The organism is Mesoplasma seiffertii ATCC 49495 (assembly GCF_000518725.1).
Taxonomy (GTDB): Bacteria; Bacillota_I; Bacilli_A; order Mycoplasmatales; family Mycoplasmataceae; genus Tullyiplasma; species Tullyiplasma seiffertii.
This window is the reverse complement of the sequence record NZ_KI912486.1, coordinates 42,532-60,445: the sequence shown is the minus strand read 5'-3', so window position 1 is coordinate 60,445 and position 17,914 is coordinate 42,532. Positions and strand designations below refer to the sequence as shown.

Annotated in this window: 16 protein-coding genes; 14 read left to right on the top strand and 2 right to left on the bottom strand. The window is 30.6% G+C overall.

Translation table 4 applies throughout. The annotated features are described in order from the left end of the window. Positions 1-14 precede the first annotated feature (14 nt). Positions 15-1,973 carry a type IA DNA topoisomerase gene (locus tag L872_RS04745; protein ID WP_036268982.1) on the bottom strand — a complete coding sequence of 653 codons (1,959 nt, stop codon included), beginning with the start codon at positions 1,971-1,973 and terminating at the stop codon, positions 15-17. Between the two features lie 180 nt (positions 1,974-2,153). Between L872_RS04745 and L872_RS0103325 the strand changes: the two genes are divergently transcribed. The 9 genes from L872_RS0103325 to L872_RS0103285 all read left to right on the top strand — a co-directional run bounded on the left by L872_RS0103325 (position 2,154) and on the right by L872_RS0103285 (position 12,057). After that, positions 2,154-3,911, top strand: coding sequence for a YfcC family protein (locus tag L872_RS0103325; protein ID WP_051418458.1), 1,758 nt, complete (start codon positions 2,154-2,156; stop codon positions 3,909-3,911). A gap of 61 nt (positions 3,912-3,972) precedes the next feature. After that, positions 3,973-4,896, top strand: coding sequence for a ribokinase (gene rbsK, locus L872_RS0103320; RefSeq protein ID WP_027063424.1), 924 nt, complete (start codon positions 3,973-3,975; stop codon positions 4,894-4,896). Between the two features lie 39 nt (positions 4,897-4,935). Continuing rightward, positions 4,936-6,384 carry a glutamate--tRNA ligase gene (gene gltX, locus L872_RS0103315; protein WP_027063423.1) on the top strand — a complete coding sequence of 483 codons (1,449 nt, stop codon included), beginning with the start codon at positions 4,936-4,938 and terminating at the stop codon, positions 6,382-6,384. Between the two features lie 86 nt (positions 6,385-6,470). After that, positions 6,471-7,679 carry an HD domain-containing protein gene (locus L872_RS0103310; protein WP_027063422.1) on the top strand — a complete coding sequence of 403 codons (1,209 nt, stop codon included), beginning with the start codon at positions 6,471-6,473 and terminating at the stop codon, positions 7,677-7,679. Positions 7,680-7,707: 28 nt separating this feature from the next. Then, complete coding sequence (gene rpoE / locus L872_RS04740) at positions 7,708-8,109, top strand: DNA-directed RNA polymerase subunit delta (RefSeq protein WP_051418457.1); 402 nt, start codon at positions 7,708-7,710, stop codon at positions 8,107-8,109. Positions 8,110-8,166: 57 nt separating this feature from the next. Then, complete coding sequence (locus tag L872_RS0103300; RefSeq protein WP_027063421.1) at positions 8,167-9,762, top strand: CTP synthase; 1,596 nt, start codon at positions 8,167-8,169, stop codon at positions 9,760-9,762. 76 nt (positions 9,763-9,838) lie between these two features. Further along, positions 9,839-10,552 (top strand): ABC transporter ATP-binding protein, encoded by a 714-nt coding sequence (locus L872_RS0103295; protein WP_027063420.1) that lies wholly within the window; start codon positions 9,839-9,841, stop codon positions 10,550-10,552. Further along, positions 10,542-11,399 carry an ABC transporter permease gene (locus tag L872_RS0103290; RefSeq protein ID WP_027063419.1) on the top strand — a complete coding sequence of 286 codons (858 nt, stop codon included), beginning with the start codon at positions 10,542-10,544 and terminating at the stop codon, positions 11,397-11,399. Before L872_RS0103295 ends, L872_RS0103290 begins: the two co-directional genes overlap by 11 nt. A 250-nt stretch (positions 11,400-11,649) precedes the next feature. Then, positions 11,650-12,057 (top strand): hypothetical protein, encoded by a 408-nt coding sequence (locus L872_RS0103285; RefSeq protein ID WP_156923108.1) that lies wholly within the window; start codon positions 11,650-11,652, stop codon positions 12,055-12,057. 6 nt (positions 12,058-12,063) lie between these two features. Here L872_RS0103285 and L872_RS0103280 read toward each other — a convergent pair whose 3' ends face one another. Further along, the gene (locus L872_RS0103280; protein WP_027063417.1) at positions 12,064-12,894 is read right to left on the bottom strand and encodes an aldo/keto reductase; all 831 of its coding nucleotides are present in this window, start codon (positions 12,892-12,894) and stop codon (positions 12,064-12,066) included. A 131-nt stretch (positions 12,895-13,025) separates the two neighbouring features. Here L872_RS0103280 and fba point away from each other — a divergent pair, with 131 nt between their 5' ends. The 5 genes from fba to L872_RS0103255 all read left to right on the top strand — a co-directional run bounded on the left by fba (position 13,026) and on the right by L872_RS0103255 (position 17,898). Further along, entirely contained in the window at positions 13,026-13,931 is a 906-nt protein-coding gene (fba, locus tag L872_RS0103275) for a class II fructose-1,6-bisphosphate aldolase (RefSeq protein WP_027063416.1), read from the top strand. A 130-nt stretch (positions 13,932-14,061) separates the two neighbouring features. Next, positions 14,062-14,343, top strand: coding sequence for a 50S ribosomal protein L31 (rpmE, locus tag L872_RS0103270; protein ID WP_027063415.1), 282 nt, complete (start codon positions 14,062-14,064; stop codon positions 14,341-14,343). Positions 14,344-14,443: 100 nt separating this feature from the next. Further along, complete coding sequence (locus L872_RS0103265) at positions 14,444-16,321, top strand: hypothetical protein (protein ID WP_027063414.1); 1,878 nt, start codon at positions 14,444-14,446, stop codon at positions 16,319-16,321. Between the two features lie 16 nt (positions 16,322-16,337). Then, the gene (locus tag L872_RS0103260; RefSeq protein ID WP_027063413.1) at positions 16,338-17,285 is read left to right on the top strand and encodes a DHH family phosphoesterase; all 948 of its coding nucleotides are present in this window, start codon (positions 16,338-16,340) and stop codon (positions 17,283-17,285) included. Between the two features lies 1 nt (position 17,286). Next, positions 17,287-17,898 carry a thymidine kinase gene (locus L872_RS0103255; RefSeq protein WP_036268979.1) on the top strand — a complete coding sequence of 204 codons (612 nt, stop codon included), beginning with the start codon at positions 17,287-17,289 and terminating at the stop codon, positions 17,896-17,898. Positions 17,899-17,914 lie beyond the last annotated feature (16 nt).

The window sequence follows — 17,914 nt, the reverse complement described above, 5'->3', positions numbered from 1 at the left end:
TGTTCTAGTTTTTTTTACTTCTTAATTGCTTTTTTTGGTTTTGCTGTTTTTGGTGTTTCTTCTGTTTTTTCTGGAGCTATATATTCTTTTCAAGAACCATCAGGTTGTTCGTATTCACGATAACCACATTTAGTCTTGGTAAAGTTAGAACATCCACGACCACGGTTGAATCTTGATTTAATAAATACTAAAGTTCCTTCACCACATTTTGGACAAGGAATATCACTTGTTTTAGCATTTTCAGTTTCTAACAAGACACGGTCATTTAGTTTAGTATAAATGTCTTTTAATCAGTTAACATAATCGTAGTTTCCATCCGAAATTTCATCTAAAGTTTCTTCCATTTTAGCAGTGTAGTTTAAATTGAAGAAGTCTTCAAATTTATCGTACAAGAAGTCATTTGCAATATAACCTTTTTCAGTCATTTCAATTGCTTTCCCTTTATGGTAAATTGCATATTCACGTTCTTTTAGTTTAGCTAAAATTGGGTTATATGTTGAAGGGCGACCAATTCCTAAATTTTTTAATTCCTTAATTAAACTGGCTTGATTAAACATATTAGGTGGCATTGTTTTTGCTTCATCATTACGGATAAAGTCCTTAGAAATTTCTTTTACAAATCCTGTTTTAAATTCCAAGTCTGGTTTAGGATTTTTAGTGTTTTGTACAACTTCTTCGTCATTTTCATTTAACTCAATTCCTTCATCAGAACTTGAACGTTTAATTGCTTGATATCCAAAGTCTGTAATTTCTTGTCATGATTGTTTAAATTCATAACCATTGTTCATAAATGTTCAACGGTGATTTAATCCTGAAGGACCACGCATTAAAGACTTAACTGTATTTCATCAAATTAAGTTATAAATACGTTTTTGAAGTTCATCTTCAATATTAACTTTTTCAGGAGTTATAAATAAATCTGTGGGACGAATTGACTCATGGGCATCTTGTGATTTATCATCTTTTTTAGTTTTAATAACAATTGGATCTTTGTATAAATTATTTTCAAAATTAGTATCAATGTAATTTTTAGCTTCCTTAATGAATTGGGCACTATATCTAGTTGAATCTGTACGAATATAAGTAATTAATCCTGCTTCATAAAGTTTTTGAGCGGCAACAGTAATTTGAGCGGCACTTAAACGTAATTTTGAAAATCCATCTTGAAGCAATCCAGCTGTTGAATAAGGTTTAAAGCTACGAGTTTCAAATTCTTTTGCTACGTATTCACTACATTGGTAAGAAGTTGACAAACTGTTAATGATTTCTTCAGCTTGTTCTGAAGAAATAAATGATGTTTTTTCAGTATTAACAACTTTTTTGTCTAATCCTTTGTTTAATGTTAAAAAAATATTTTCGGCTTCATTAACAACAGAAATTTTACGATAAATAACTTCTTTAAAAGCCTTAATTAATTTATCACGAGTAACTAGAATATTTAAAGCTGGTGTTTGAACTCGACCAGCACTCATTAAACCTGTTGATTTTTGTAATGATTTAGAAACTAAGTATCCAATAATTTTGTCTAGCATTTGACGTGATAATTGAGCTTTAACTAAATCTAAGTCAACTTCACGTAAGTTGTTAAAACTTTCGACAACTGCATCTTTTGTAATTTCGTTGAAAGTTGCTCGCTTAATAATTTTGTCTGTTCCTTCGAAAATATTTCCTAAGTGTCAAGCAATCGCTTCTCCTTCACGGTCAGGATCGGAAGCAAGTACAATCATGTCGGCATTTTTACCAGCTTTTTTAATTGCAGCAATATTTTTAGCTTTAGTTCGCTCATTAACAAATTTGGGAGTCATTGTGTCTAAATCAATTCCCAAACCTCAAGTTCCAGTATCAGCTATTTTGGTAATGTGACCTCCACTTGCTAATACTTCATATTCATTTTCGGGAAAAGCCTCCTCTAAAAAATGCTGAATTTTGGTAACTTTAGAAGGTGATTCTAATAATACTAGTATTTTTGCCATGTAATTAACTCTCCTTGAATTTTTTTGCTGCTTATATAATAATGGTAAAAAGTTAATTAAACAAGATAAAAGTCTGATTTTCCCAAGTTATTTTTTTTATTTATTTTCTTAATATTATAAATATTAAAGTATAATTTTATAAAAAGTCATAAAATACGATACGTTAGAAAGGTAAAATATATGGATCAGAATCAACTAGAAAGATTAAATGATCTTAAGAAAAATGTTGAACACAAAATTCAGCAAGAGACGAGTTCACCAAATACTAATAATCATGAGCATCTTAAAAAATTGGAATTATTAAATATTTCTTTACAAGAAATTAATAAGCGTATTGATGAGTACTACCAAACTAATCCTTCATCATCAATTAATGGGGTTGTTAAAAAACCAAAAGTTAAAAAAGCTCGTAAAATGTGAGCCGCCGTTGTTATTTTATTATTAATTGTTGCAGCAGTGGTGTTTGTTTCATGAATTTTACAATTAACTGGAAAAGAAGTGGTTTCCGGAGTTGACGAAAACGGTAATGAAATTTGAGTACCAATTAAGGCTTTAGGAATTGCCGATATTTTCTACTTGCCATTAAAGGGATTTGAACGTCAAGTTGAAATTGTAATTTTCATTTTAATGATTGGAGCTTTTATTAATGTTGTTGTTCGTTCAAAAGCGTTGGAAGGAATGGCGCAAAACATTACATTAGCTTTAAAAGGTAAAGAAATTTGAGCAATTGTTCCATTAATGTTATTTTTCTCAATTTGTGGATCAATTGAAGGAATGTGTGAAGAGTCATTAGGATTTTATGCAATTTGTATTCCATTAATGTTGATGGCAGGTTTTGATACTTTTACCGCTTTTTTAATCGTCTTTTTGGGAGCAGGAATTGGAGTTGTAGGTTCAACTTTAAATCCTTTTGCTGTAACAGTTGCGGTTAACGAACTAAATGAGTGAGCAAAAGATCCTAACTTTATTTCTTCAGGAGATGGGTTAGTATGAAGATTTATCACTTGAGCAATCCTAACAATATTTGCGATTGTCTTTACAGTTAGATACGCTAAAAAAGTTAAAAATAATCCGCAAAAGTCTGTTGTGTTTGCAACTTTAGAAGGTGATAAAAAGTTCTTCTTAGCAAACTCTTATGAAAAAATTGAGATGAACTGAAAACGTAAGTTTACTGTGTGAGTTTTTTGTTTGACATTTTTATTAATGCTGGTATATCTTGTTAAATGAGATAGCATTTTTGGAATTACATGATTTGCAACCGCTTCAGAATGATTCCATAAACATGTATGATTTTTCTCTAGTCAAATTCCTGGAATTGGAGTTGGTTATTTAATAGAAGTAGCAACCTTCTTTTTAATCGCGACAATTATTTTAGGATTAGTAAATGGCCTTGGTCAAGAAAAATTCTTAGGACAATTTACTGAAGGAGCAGCTGATTATATTGGTGTTATCTTTGTTATGGCAACTGCAGCTGGAGTATCAATCGGAATTGAAAACTCTAATTTACGTTATTTAATTACTGAAGTTGTTAAAAACGGTTTATCAGGAATTCAAAGTTCATATGTAAAAATTATTTTATTGTTCTTAATTTTTATTCCAATTTCATTTTTGATTCCTTCTACATCAGGATTTTCAACACTAATTTTCCCATTGATTGCTCCAATTGTTGCAATTGAAGGTGAAACACCAGGAACATGAGTAGCAGATCCGGCGTTAGCTTCAGGGTCAATTGCTGCCTTTGTTAATGCTAATGGATTTATTAATTTATTTAGTCCAATGGCAGCAGCATTGATGGGTGGTTTAGCATTATCAAGAGTTGACTATGGAACTTTCTTGAAAAAAATGTTCCCATTCTTTGTAGGAGTGTTATTAATTATTATGACTATGTTATGTATCGGAGTTTATGTTTCCGAAAACATAAGTTCTGTCTTAGCATAATTTGAAAGAAAAGGCGCAAGCCTTTTTTGTTTTATCTATATAATTATTTTAAAGGAGTTTTATGCGCAAAATAGTAGTTATTGGTTCACTGAATATTGATCTTGTGTTTAAAGTTGCCAAGTTGCCAAAACCAGGAGCAACAATTTTTTCAGAATCTTTTGAATATCATTTTGGTGGTAAAGGAGCTAATCAAGCTTATACAATTGGAAAACTTGAAGGTGATGTTGAACTTTTAGGAGTTGTCGGAAATGATGAATATGGAATGAAAATTCTTCAACATTTGAAGCAAACTGCAAAAGTTAAAGTTGATGAAATTAAAGTTAGTTCAACACTACCAACAGGAATGGCTAACATTGTTGTTGATGACAATGGCAATAATCAGATTATTGTTCACTCTGGGGCAAACTTTGACTTTGATGAAGCATATATTGCAAAAGTTAAAGCAATTATTGATACTAAAGACATTGTTATCTTGCAACTAGAAATTCCAATTAACGTTGTTGAAGAACTTATAAACTATGCATATGAGCAAAAGAAAGTCATTATTTTAAATCCAGCCCCGATTTGTCAACTTAAAGATGAAATTTTAGGGAAGATCGATTATTTAATTCCCAATGAAACTGAACTTGAAGTCCTTATGCAACAAAAGTTCATTTCACCAGCGCAATTTTTAGCAGCAGCTCAAGAATTTGTTAATCAAAAAGCTTTGAAAACTTTAATTGTTACTTTAGGAAATTATGGTTCTTACTTAATAACTAATAAGACTTCTAAGTTTATTAATGTTTATAAAGTTAATGCGATTGATACTACAAGTGCAGGAGATAGCTATCTAGGAGCATTTGCAGTCAAACTATCTCAAGGATGTGATCTAGAACAAGCCCTGGATTATGCAGCAAAAGTTAGCGCAATCGTGGTTACTAAAAACGGAGCACAATCTTCAATTCCTTCCCAACAAGAAGTCGAAAATACCAAGATATTTAAATAAAAAGTATTATAATTAAAAAAGTTATTTATAAGGAGAAAAATGAAAAAATATAGATTACGTTATGCCCCGTCACCAACAGGGTACCTACATATTGGAAATACTAGAACAGCATTAATGGACTATTTATTTGCAAAACATTATAATGGTGATTTCATTGTAAGAATTGAAGATACAGATACTGCAAGAAATGTTGAAGACGCAATCGAGTCTCAATTTAGCAATTTAAACTGACTAGGAATTATTGCTGATGAATCAATTTTTAATCCTGGAGATTCTAAGTATGGTAAGTACATTCAATCGGAAAAGTTAGATGTTTACCGTGAACATGCTCAGACATTAATTAATAATAAATTTGCTTACAAATGTTTTTGTACAAGTGAAGAACTAGAAAAAGATTATGAAGCACAAGTTGCTCGTGGAATTGTTGCAACTAAATATTCAGGAAAATGTGCTAATTTAGATAGTGAAACAATCGCTAAATTAGAAGCGGCACAAACTGAGTATTCAATTCGTTTTAAAGTTCCTGCAAATGGTGTTTGAACTATTAATGATTTAGTACGTGGACAAGTTACTTTTGAAGCTAAAGATTTAGGTGACTTTGTAATTATTAAGTCAAACGGAATTGCAACTTATAATTTTGCTGTGGTAATAGATGACCATGACATGGAAATTACTCATGTAGTTCGTGGAGAGGAACATATTTCTAATACACCTCGTCAAATGATGATCTTTGATGCTTTCAATTGAGCTTATCCAGAATTTTGTCACTTAACATTAATTGTTGATGCAACTGGAAAAAAATTATCAAAACGTAGTGGTAATGCGTTGTTCTTTATTGAACAATACCGTAACCAAGGATATTTACCAGAAGCAATGTTCAACTATATTGCATTGTTGGGTTGATCACCACCAGGAGAACAAGAAATCTTGTCTAAACAAGAACTAATTGATTTATTTGATGAACGTCGTTTTTCAAAATCACCATCAACATTTGATATGGTAAAAATGAAATGAATTAATTCTCAATATATGAAAAAACTGACTGACGAAGAGTACTTAAGTTTTATTAAGCCATTTATTGATCAAACCCGTTTTGACTTAACTAATAAACCTGAACAATGAATTAATCATGTTTTATTGTTGTTCAAAAAAGAAGTTGAATTTGGAATGCAAATTAATGATCATTTGGATATTTTCTTTAATGACATTGAAGTTGATCAAGAAACTCGTGATCAATTAGCAGAGTTAGAAAATTATCAAAATTTGATTACTATTTTTAAAGATAAAATTACTAACTTAACAATTTGAGATGTTGAAGCCATTAAAACTGTTATCAAAGAAGCAGGAGCTGAAGCAGATGTTAAAGGTAAGAACTTATTCATGCCTATTCGAATTTATGCTTCCAAATCACAACACGGTCCTTCGTTAGCTGATGTTATCTTTTTACTAGGTAAAACAACGGTTTTAAAAAACATAAATAGTTTTTAAGTCAAAAAAAGCGCCAAAAGCGCTTTTTTATTGATTTCAAAGATTATTTCCCTATAATAGATTTAAAATGAATTAAAGAGGTATATATGTTTGAAAAGGTAATTAGAGACAGCGTACATGGCGATATTTATATTAATGAAGAAGTTGTTTATGAAATTATCAATACTCCTGAAATGCAAAGAATGCGTCGAATCCTCCAATTGGGAGGGGCACAATTTGCTTATCCCGGAGCATCGCATACAAGATTTTCGCATTCAATTGGGGTATATCATATTGTTGGTATGTTTTTAGATGCTCCTGGTTTTAAAGAAGTTAATCATAAAGATCGTGTTTTGGTTAAGTTAGCAGGGTTAATGCATGACTTTGGGCATGGACCATTTTCGCATACATTTGAAAAAATAACGACAAAAAGTCATGAAGCCTATACAGCAGATATTATTCGTAATCCTCAGGGAAATATCGCTCCAATTTTAAAACGTTTCAAAATTGATCCTGAAGAAGTTATTCAAATTATTGAAGGAGTTTATCCTAATAAAGCTGTAAATTTATTGGTTAGTTCGCAATTAGATGCTGATCGATTAGATTATTTAATGCGTGATTCTTACAATTGTGGAGTTAACTATGCTGCACTAGACATTAAGTGAATGGTACGTCATGCGCAAGTAGTTGATGATAAAATAGTTTTTCCAAAAAAACTAGTTTATGCAATTGAGTCATATTTATTGGGTCGTTATCATATGTACAAGCAAGTTTATAATCATAAGCTATCAATTGCTTTTGATGCTATGTTTATGGTTTGATTCAAACGATTAAAATATTTATTTGACAAAAATTATCAGTTTAAGCATTTACAAATTGTCGAGATGTTTAAAGAAATTTTTAATAATCAGGAAATTCCGTTGGATAAATATCTAAACTTTGATGACTACTTTATTTTTGAAATATTTAAAATGTGTGCTGCTGAAGATGACCAAATTTTAGCAGATTTATCAGACCGTTTGGTCAATCGTCGGATTTTTGCCTACTGTGAATTTTCAGACATTAAGGTAGGCGAGATGAAAGCAAAATTAAAAGAGGCTGGATATAACCTTGACTACTACTTTATCTCAATAACTCCTAAACAATCTTTGATTTATAAGGATGGAATTATTGATGGTAAAGATGAGCGAATTTATATTCAAAATCATAACAAAATTCAGTCAATTCAGAAGTTAAGTTTGTTGACTGATTCTATGAAAGAAATAAATGAAATTAAATTAGAAAAAAAATATTTATTTCCAAAAGAAATAGTGTAAAATAGATTTTTGTAAGGTGAGGTGCGAGATGAAATTATCCAACATTGATATAGCTTACGAATTTCTGAAACAGAAAAATGACGCATCAAAATTTGATGAAATTTGAAACTCTGTTGCAGAAGTAATCGGAGCTGCTGGTAAGAATAAAAACTCTGTAATTGCAGAACTATACAGTGACCTAGTTTTGGATAACAGATTTTCATTGACTCCAGAAGGAACATGAGCTTTAAGAGAAAACGTAAAGTTTGAAGATATTAAAAAACAATACGCTTACGTTGATGAACTTGGGAAATCAAAGAAAACAAAGTTGAGTGAAGCCGAAGAAGCTGAAGAAGACGCTTTGGAAGTGGATGAATTAGACATCGAAGAAGATGAAGAAGACATCGAAGAAGATGACGATTTTATTGACGATGACGAAGATATGGATTAGTTGTAAAAACGCAAGTTTTTGCGACTTTTTATTTTTATTTTAGAAAAGGAGATTAACATGAGTAAATATATATTTGTAACCGGAGGAGTTGTTTCGGGATTAGGAAAAGGGATTACTGCGAGTTCATTAGGAACATTATTAAAAAGCAGTGGCTTAAAAGTTTACATGCAAAAATTTGATCCCTATTTAAATGTTGATCCGGGAACAATGTCACCGTATCAGCATGGAGAAGTTTATGTAACAGATGATGGTGGAGAAACTGATTTAGATTTAGGTCACTATGAACGTTTTATTGATGAGAATCTTTCAAAAATATCATCAACATCAGCAGGGCGAATTTATTTAGATGTAATTGAAGCTGAGCGCCGAGGAGATTGAGCAGGAAAAACAATTCAAGTAATTCCTCATATTACTGATGCGATTAAAGCTAAAATTTATGCTGCAGCTGAGCGTAGTCAAGCTGATGTTATTATTTCTGAAATTGGAGGAACAGTTGGAGATATTGAATCACAACCGTTTATTGAAGCTTTACGTCAAGTAAGAAGAGAACAAGGTCGCGATAATGTCTTGTTTATTCATGTTGGATTATTACCATACTTAAATGCGTCTAAAGAATATAAAACTAAACCAATCCAAGCCTCAGTTAAGGAATTATTAGGAATGGGAATTCAACCAGATGTTATTGTCGCAAGAAGTGATAAGCGTGCACCCGCAGAAATTAAAGATAAAATATCATTATTCTGTAACGTACCAATTCAAAACGTTATTGAAGCAATTGATATGGATTCAATTTATAAGGTGCCAGCTGAAATGAAACGTCAAGATTTACATAAAATTGCGATTGAGCATTTAAAATTAAAGGCGCAAGAAACACAATCAACACAATGAGATATTTTTACTAAAAAAATTAATGATGCAGTTGAAGACTTCGAAGTAACTTTTGTTGGAAAATATATCGAGTTGCAAGATGCTTATTTATCTGTAATTGAGTCACTTAAAATTGCAGGATGAGAATATGGTCGCAATTTAAAAATTCGCTGAGTTCAAGCAGATGAAATAACAGAAGAAAATTATCAAGAAAAATTTGCTGTTTCTCAAGGAATTTTAGTTCCCGGAGGATTTGGTAGTCGTGGAGTTGAAGGAATGATGTTAGCTTCAAGATTTGCGCGTGAAAATAATATTCCGTATTTAGGAATTTGTTTAGGAATGCAAATTGCAACAATTTCAATTGCTCGTGATATTTTAAAATTAACAGATGCAAACTCAACTGAGTTTAATAGTGAAACTAAAAATCCAATATTTGATTTCATTGCCGGAATTGATCGAGACAATATCGGAGGAACTTTGCGTTTAGGGAAAATGCCAGCGAAGTTAAAACCAGGTTCAATGGCTGCTAAATTGTATGGTAGTGATACTGCATTTGAACGTCACCGTCACCGTTATGAGTTTAAAAATGAATTGCGCGAAAAATTTGAAAAAGATGCTGGATTAGTATTTTCAGGAATTTATGAAAAACAAGATTTAGTTGAAATTATCGAACTGCCAAAGCATAAGTTTTTTATAGCTTCACAATATCACCCAGAGTTTACTTCAAGACCAAATAAACCAAATCCGTTGTTTAAAGGTTTTGTTGAAGCAATCATTAAAGGATAAAAAAAGTTTAAAAAAGTCCTTTTAGGACTTTTTTGATGTAATATACAATTAAATTTAATATAAAATGGAGGATAAAATGTCAAAAATTATCGAAATTGAAAATCTAAATAAAGCGTTTGGCAAAAAAGAAGTTTTAAAAAATTTGTCATTAACCGTTAATCGCGGAGAGCGTTTGGCAATTTTAGGAGCTAATGGGTGTGGGAAAACTACTTTAGTAGAAATGATTGCCCAAACTTCTCGCCCAAGTTCGGGAACTATCAAAATTAATATTGAGGGAGACTTGCGTAAAGAAATTGGAATTCAGTTTCAACAAGGGGAATGACCTCCAGGGATTTCTGCTGCGGATATGTTAATGTTTTATCGTGTCGTATATCCTAAATTTACGGCTGCTTGAGAAGCAGAACTTGCCGGAGTTTTTGATATTGAAGAATTTAAAACTCGTGCTTTAAAGAAATTATCGGGAGGTCAAAAGCAACGCTTTAATGCGATGATTTCAATGATGAATAATCCCGAAATTGTCATTTTAGATGAATTAACAACTGGATTAGATATGCAGTTACAATTTAAGATTATAGAGTTCTTTAAAAAGCAAATTCAGGAAAATTCAAAAACTTTACTTTTGGTGTCTCATAGTCCCGAAGAAGTTGAATTGTTATGTAACCGTATGGTTATTATTCATGAAGGACGAATTGTTTTTGATCGTCAAATTAGCAAAGCAATTGCTGAATATAAATCAGTTAGAAATGTTATGGATGAATATTTTGAAGGGAGCCTAAAGTATGACAACTAAACTTAAAAAAAGTGATATCAATTTAAAGAAAAATACCGGAATTTTTACTAATCTTTTTAAATTAGTTTCAAAGTCATTTTTTAGAAATCCTCGGGGTCCATTATTTATGTTTATTGTTCCGGTATTCTTTATGATTTTGTTTTACTTTGTATTACCTCAACAAGGAAATATTGGAGCGAGTTCGTTATTTGGTTATACATTATTACCAGCATTAACAATTTTAACTTCACTAGCTCCAGCTATTGTTGAATGAAAGAACTCAGTCTTTTTAAAACGAATTGATACAACAGGAGTTAAAAAGGGAATGTTTCTTGGAGCCATTTGATTATTTTACTTGGTTGTTTCGTTAGGAGCCTTAGTATTTATGATCTTAGTAGCGATGGCTGTTGGTTCTGGAAACTCTCAAATGACTTTTATAAGTTCAATGAAAAATGTTAATTGGCCTTTAATGATTTTAGCAACTATATTTGTAGCATTAACATCAATTGGAATCGCAACATTATTGGGTGGTTTATTTAGCTCTGAAGGGGGAATGCAAGGAATAGTTATGATGATTTATTTCTTCTCAATCTTTTTCTCAGGAATTATGATTCCTCCTCAAGTATTAATGAATTCAAAGTTTATGATAATTTTTACTTATTTTGTACCTCATAAATATGCAGTATTTTTATTTTTATTTGCTGTACAAGGAAAAGCTGCTGGTTGAGATTCATCGTTTAATAAGTATCCGGAAATAAACATGCAGAACTTTACAGCTACTTGACAGCCAGTTTTAGGATCAATTTTAATTATTGTGACTTTATTTGTTGCAACAACTTTAACTTTTAAATGGTCAGCTAAAAAATAATTATTCGTCAGAGTCACCTAATCAGGTGGCTTTTTATTTTTAAGATATCAATTTAGGTTTTCAAGTCTTTAAATAAATAAGAGTTCATTAAAGGCAGCACTATAATTAAATTGTATAAAAGTTGTCATTTTTTATATGTATTTTTGAAAGAACCAATATGGGAAAAAGTTTGAAATAGTAATTTTGATAATAAGGGATATAAGATCCTTGGATAGTATCATTACAGATGTGTTTTGGGGGTTACAATTTTATGCTTCAGTTAAGTAAAAAAACAAGAGATGCATTAGAAGTTGCGTACATATCATCTTGAGCTATGTTTGGTTTTGCAGCAACTATTATGGGGTTTTCAATGATGTTTACTATATTTACACCAATCGAAGTTAAACTTACAGTAATCTTTTGGGTACTTTTAATAGTATTGGCAATTACTAATACTTATAGTTTGATAATTATGTCAATCGTCAGATATAAAAAAGGTTTGTTGTCTAAAAAAATGTATTACTGATTGTTATCTGCTTTAATTGTTACTGGAATTCCACCATTTAATCCAATACCTTTTAATATTGCAGCAGATGTTGCTTTGGTTTTTTCAATTATTGATAAAAAAAAGCAAAATCAAGCAAAAGTTGAAGAAGAGTTTGAAAAAAAAGACCAATAGGTCTTTTTATTTTCTAAAAGGATCTACTGGTTCATAATTCAAATTTAAATCTTTAGTCATAGTATTAATTTTTGAAATTTCTTCAGTTGTTAACTCAAACTTATCTAAATCTTGATTTTCAAAAATTCTTGATGGCGTAACTGATTTAGGAATAATTATAACGTTACGTTGCAAGGCTCATTTTAAAGCAATTTGTGCAGGACTAACATCATATTTTTTAGCTAGTTGTTGAATTAATTCAAAATCCCCAACTTGCCCTTTCATAATAGTTTGTCATGAAGTCACAGCGATATTATGTTCATTACAAAAATCTACAACATCGTTTCGGGGAACTGATGGGTTCAACTCAATTTGATTCATTACCGGTTTAATGTTTACTTGTGGTAAAAATGCTTCAAGATCTGTTACAGTGAAGTTTGAAACTCCAATAGCACGAACTTTACCAGCGTTGTATAAGTCTTGTAAAGCCTGATAACATGATAGGGCTTTGGGAGTAGGTCAATGCACAAGACACAAGTCTAGATAGTCTGTTTCTAATTCCTCAAGTATTTGCTCAAAATGAGCAATTGTTTGATCATAGTCATGATAATCATTTCAAATTTTTGAAGTAATGAAGATTTCCTCACGAGGAACTTTTGATTCCTTAATTGCTTTGGCAATATGCTTATGATTTTGGTAATATTCAGCAGTATCAATATGACGATAACCAATTTCTAATGCGTACTTAATTGAATCAACTGCTTGTTGTTCGTTTTCCATACGGTATGTTCCTAATCCAATGATAGGTATTTCTACACCATTGTTTAAAACACGAGTGCTTTTTAATAAATTTTTCATATTTTTCACCTCACTTATTATTATAGTCTTAAAACAAATAAAAAAAATCTTTGATATTTAATAATATGACTACCAAAAAGTGATAAAGATACTATAATTAAAAGTATATATAAGAAAGAGAGAATTATCACATGCCAAAAATTTACGGTAATAGATTAGTTAATGCTCATAACATGGTTCATGCTGCTTACGAAGGTAAGTATGCAATTGGACACTTTAACATTAACAACTTAGAATGAACAAAAGCTGTTTTAGAAACAGCTCAAAAAACAAATACTCCAGTTATTATTGCTACTTCAGAAGGAGCAATTAAATACATGGGTGGAGCAAATGTTGTAGTTGGAATGGTAAACGGATTATTAGAAGACTTAAACATTACAGTTCCTGTAGCATTACACTTAGACCACGGTCAATCAGTTGAAGTTGCTAAAAAATGTATTGAAGCTGGATACTCATCAGTAATGTTTGATGGATCACACTTCTCATTTGAAGAAAACTATGCAAAAACTAAAGAAGTAGTTGAATTCGCTAAACAATACGGAGTTTCTGTTGAAGCTGAAATTGGTACAATTGGTGGAGAAGAAGACGGTGTTGTTGGTAAAGGTGAATTGGGAGATCCTAAAGAAGCTAAAAAAATGGTAGATTTAGGAATTGACTTCTTAGCAGCAGGAATTGGTAATATTCACGGTCCTTACCCAGCAAACTGAGAAGGATTAGCATTTGAACAATTAGAAAAAATTGAAGATGCAATTAACTTCCCAATGGTAATGCACGGAGGATCAGGTGTTCCTCAAGCACAAGTTGAAAAAGCAATTTCTTTAGGAATTTCAAAAATTAACGTTAATACTGAATTACAATTGTCATTCCAAAAAGCAACTAGAGCTTATATTGAAACTGGAGCAGACCAAGATATGGTTAAAAAAGGATTTGATCCTCGTAAATTATTAAAACCTGGTTATGATGCAATTGTTTCAGAAATGACAAACCTAATTACTTGATTTGGAGTAAAAGGTAAAGCTGACGAAATTAAAAAATAGGTCAAATAAATTCAAAAAAAACTGCAGATGCAGTTTTTTTATTTTTTATAACAAAAAGTTTATTTTTGAGTTAAAATTATTTAGTACTATTAAGTATCTAATATGACAACATAGTAAAGGAGAAATAACTATGCCAAGAAAAGATATTCAACCAAAATACTTCGAAGAAGCAAAATTTGTTTGTACAACTTGTGATAACGAATTTATTTGTGGAACTGTAAGAGGAGAAGAAGTGAGAATTGATGTTTGTTCAAACTGTCACTCATTCTACACAGGAAACCAATCATTTACAAATAATGCTGGACGTGTTGAACAATTTAAATCTAAATTTGCTCGTAAAGAAGCAATTAAAGCTACAGTTGAAAAAGAATCTGAAGCTCAAAAAGCTCAAAATTCTAAAGCAGCTAAATAGTTTAAATAATTTAATTTAAAAGACCTTTTTGGGTCTTTTATTTTTGTTTGTAAAAAAATGATTTAAAATATATATTAGATGCTTTATGGAGGGGTAATATATGTCATACAAAATTGAAAATGTTACTTTCGCCAATAAAGTAGCAGAGTTAGATAAAGTTAATCTACAAGCTCAACCGGGTAAGATAACAAATATTTTAATTTATAATAAAAATCAAATGACGTTTATGAAACGAGTTTTGAAGGGACAAGAAAAAAATCGTAGCGGTCGTTTTCAAGTAAATAATATTGATATCATTAATAAAAAGTTTGTAAAAAATCGTATTGAATTTATTCGTAATGATACTTGATTTGAACGACTAATTCCTGCGAAACTAGTCCTATTTTTATCACTGCTATTTGACCCAAAATTTTTACGTAAAGCAAGAATTAAAACAATTGATAAAAAGTATGATTATTTGTCTTTTATTAATTCAAAAAATGATGTTACTGATATGCGTTTGCGTCGTAAAATTGATTCGGTTATTTCGCATTTTATCGATACAACAAATATTGCTGAAAATAAACTGCTAAATAAATTCAATTCAGAAATTTATAAGTATGATGTTTCAAAGATCAAACAATTGTATTCAAAATTTCCACCTCAAGTAGGAGTCCTTGCCAAAGAAATTTCCCGAATTGAGGCAATGCTTGAAAAAAGTCAAGCAATGCTTACTTTTTCTCAAGTCTTATGAGATAACATTTTTGCTTTAAATGAGCTTCGTGATTCATGTACTTGTGAATACAACGCTCGTAAATCATCAAATAAGTATGTTCGTAAATACTGGAAAAAGTTTTCATATACTCAAACTAAGTATATGATTATTAAACAACTAAAGTTTTTGAACTTTAACTTATCAGAACTACGATACAGTATCTGAAGAAATAAAAAATTGCATAAGCAATTGACTAGACAATTTAATTTAGAACTTAGAAAATTTTATGAAGTTGAAAATATTTCTAAAGAATCGCAATTAGAAATTGCTGAACAACATTTAAAATGAAAACGTGTGGTTTCAGATCAACGTAAAGAATTTGAAGAACAACAAAAAGAAATTCTTTTCCAATTACTACCTTCTGAAGGTTATATGATTGGTAAGAAAATTACATTCTTAATTCATGATTATCATAAAAAATTATTAAGTGGAAATGTCAAGTATGGAAATCAAAATGAATTTTTAGTTTTGAAAAAGCATTATAAAAAAGAAATTCACTCAACGTTTTCTCAAGCGTTAGAGTGAACTGAGCAACACTTAGAAAAGTTAGATATGAAGTTTGATTGGTTCATTAAGCAAGGATTTAAAATTTCGTCGTTAAACATCATTTACTTAAAAATTCTAAAGGCAATTAACTTGCAGAAAAAAAATATTGTCTTTTCAAATATTTTAGATTACTTAAGTCAAAAAGACTTTCATGATTTAATGAATACAATTCAGAAAATTCAAAAGGTTTATCCTGACTTGGCGTTTATTACTTTGAATAATGGGTTAGAAACAATTTGAGATTTACGAGAACCAATTTATTCCGTTGAAAAAAACGAATTGAAAAAAATGACAGCCTCAGAGATTTTTGAAGTTAACGCTAATCATATTTTTTCAAAAATTCATAATTCATCAAATATTTTAAATTATCGTAAAGTACGCCAAGGAATTGAAGTTGAAAACAAATATTGAAATATTACCGATTGATCATTAAATGACAAAGGAAAAATTTTTATTAACTTATTTAAAGTTAATTTGGAGCCATCTCCTGAGCGTGATGATGAGCTACCAGTTATCTTAAAAATTATCAAACAAAATAAATATAATGATCCTAAAGTATATTTAGGATTTAACAAATTTAAACATTTTATCTTTTTTTACGATGAGCAAGGCGAATATCTTGAAAATAAAGAAGTTATTGTCTACATAAATCGTGATTCAATTAGTAAAATAATATAAAACCATAGGAGAAAATATGAATAAACAAGCAGCTAAATTATTATTAAAAAAAATCAAAGAATACCAAAACATTATTATTGTTAAACACAAAATGCCCGATTGAGATGCTCAAGGAAGTGCAATCGGAATCGCAAACATTATTGAAGAAAACTTCAAAAATAAAAATGTATTTGTTGTGGGTGACCGTCTAACTGATGATCAAACATTCTTATCAAAAAAACCGTTGACAGACGAATTTGTTAGTCAAGCGTTAATTATTACAGTTGATACAGGAAATAAAGCGCGATTGGACTTTGATCGTTTCGATATGGCTAAAGAATCATTTAAGATTGATCACCATTTAAATGTGGACCCTTATGCAACAAATGACATTGTTGTTGAAGATGCAATTGCTTGTACACAAGTTGTAGTGCTATGAGCTCAATTAATGAAATTAAAAATTAATAAAGCAGCTGCACATAACTTATACCTTGGTTTAATTACTGACTCAGGAAGATTCTTGTTTCCGAGAACAGACGAAGTAACATTTAGAGTTGCAGCGTCTTTAATTGAAGCTGGAGCTGATTTAAAAGCAGCTCATGACTTTATCTTTGTATCAAGTTTAAAAATGCGTAAGTGAACTAACTTTGCATTTAGTAAACTAGAATTAACAAAAAAAGGCGTTGGGTACATTGTGATTACTAAAGCAGATCAACAAGGTTGAGATTTAGAGTATTCTGAAGTTAAATCTGCTTTGGGAACAATGGCAGGAATGGATGAAATTAAAGTATGAGCTTTAATTGTTGAATTAGACGATATGATTAAAGTTTCATTAAGAAGTCGTGACTTTAGTGTTAATGAAGTTGCTGAAAAATTTGAAGGTGGAGGACATCGTTTAGCAAGTGGAGCACAACTTTCATCGCTAACAGATGTGCCAAAATTAGTTAAAGCATTAGATAAGTTAGTTACAAAAGGGGTGAAATAACATGCTTACAGGACAAGAAAAAATTTATAAAGAATCAAACTTGGGTTGAATTGAATTAATTACAGGATGTATGTTTGCAGGAAAAACTGAAGAGTTTATTCGTCGTCTACGTCGTCATGATTACGCTAAACATAATGTTATTGCGTTTAAACCATTAATTGATCAACGTTATTCAGTTAATTCGATTGCTTCTCACTCTGGAACAATGCTACCTTCATTTCCAGTAGCTTCGACTAATGACATTCGTAATATCTTTGAAAGAGAAAATCAAAAGCAAAAAATTGATGTTGTTGGAATTGATGAGGTTCAATTTTTAGATGCAGCAGTTGTTGATTATATTGATGAATTAGCAAATCAAGGTATTATTGTAATTGTAACGGGATTAGATAAAGACTTTAAAAGTCAACCATTTCAAAATGTTGATAAATTATTACCATTGGCAGAGTTTGTTGAAAAATTAACAGCTATTTGTCACAAATGTGGAAACTTTGCGAACCGTACACAAAGAATTATTAATGGTCAACCAGCTGCTGCTGATTCACCAATTGTCTTAGTTGATGGAAAAGATAGTTATGAAGCAAGATGTCGTAAGTGTTATCAAAAACCAGAATAGAAAGTAAGAGGTAAAA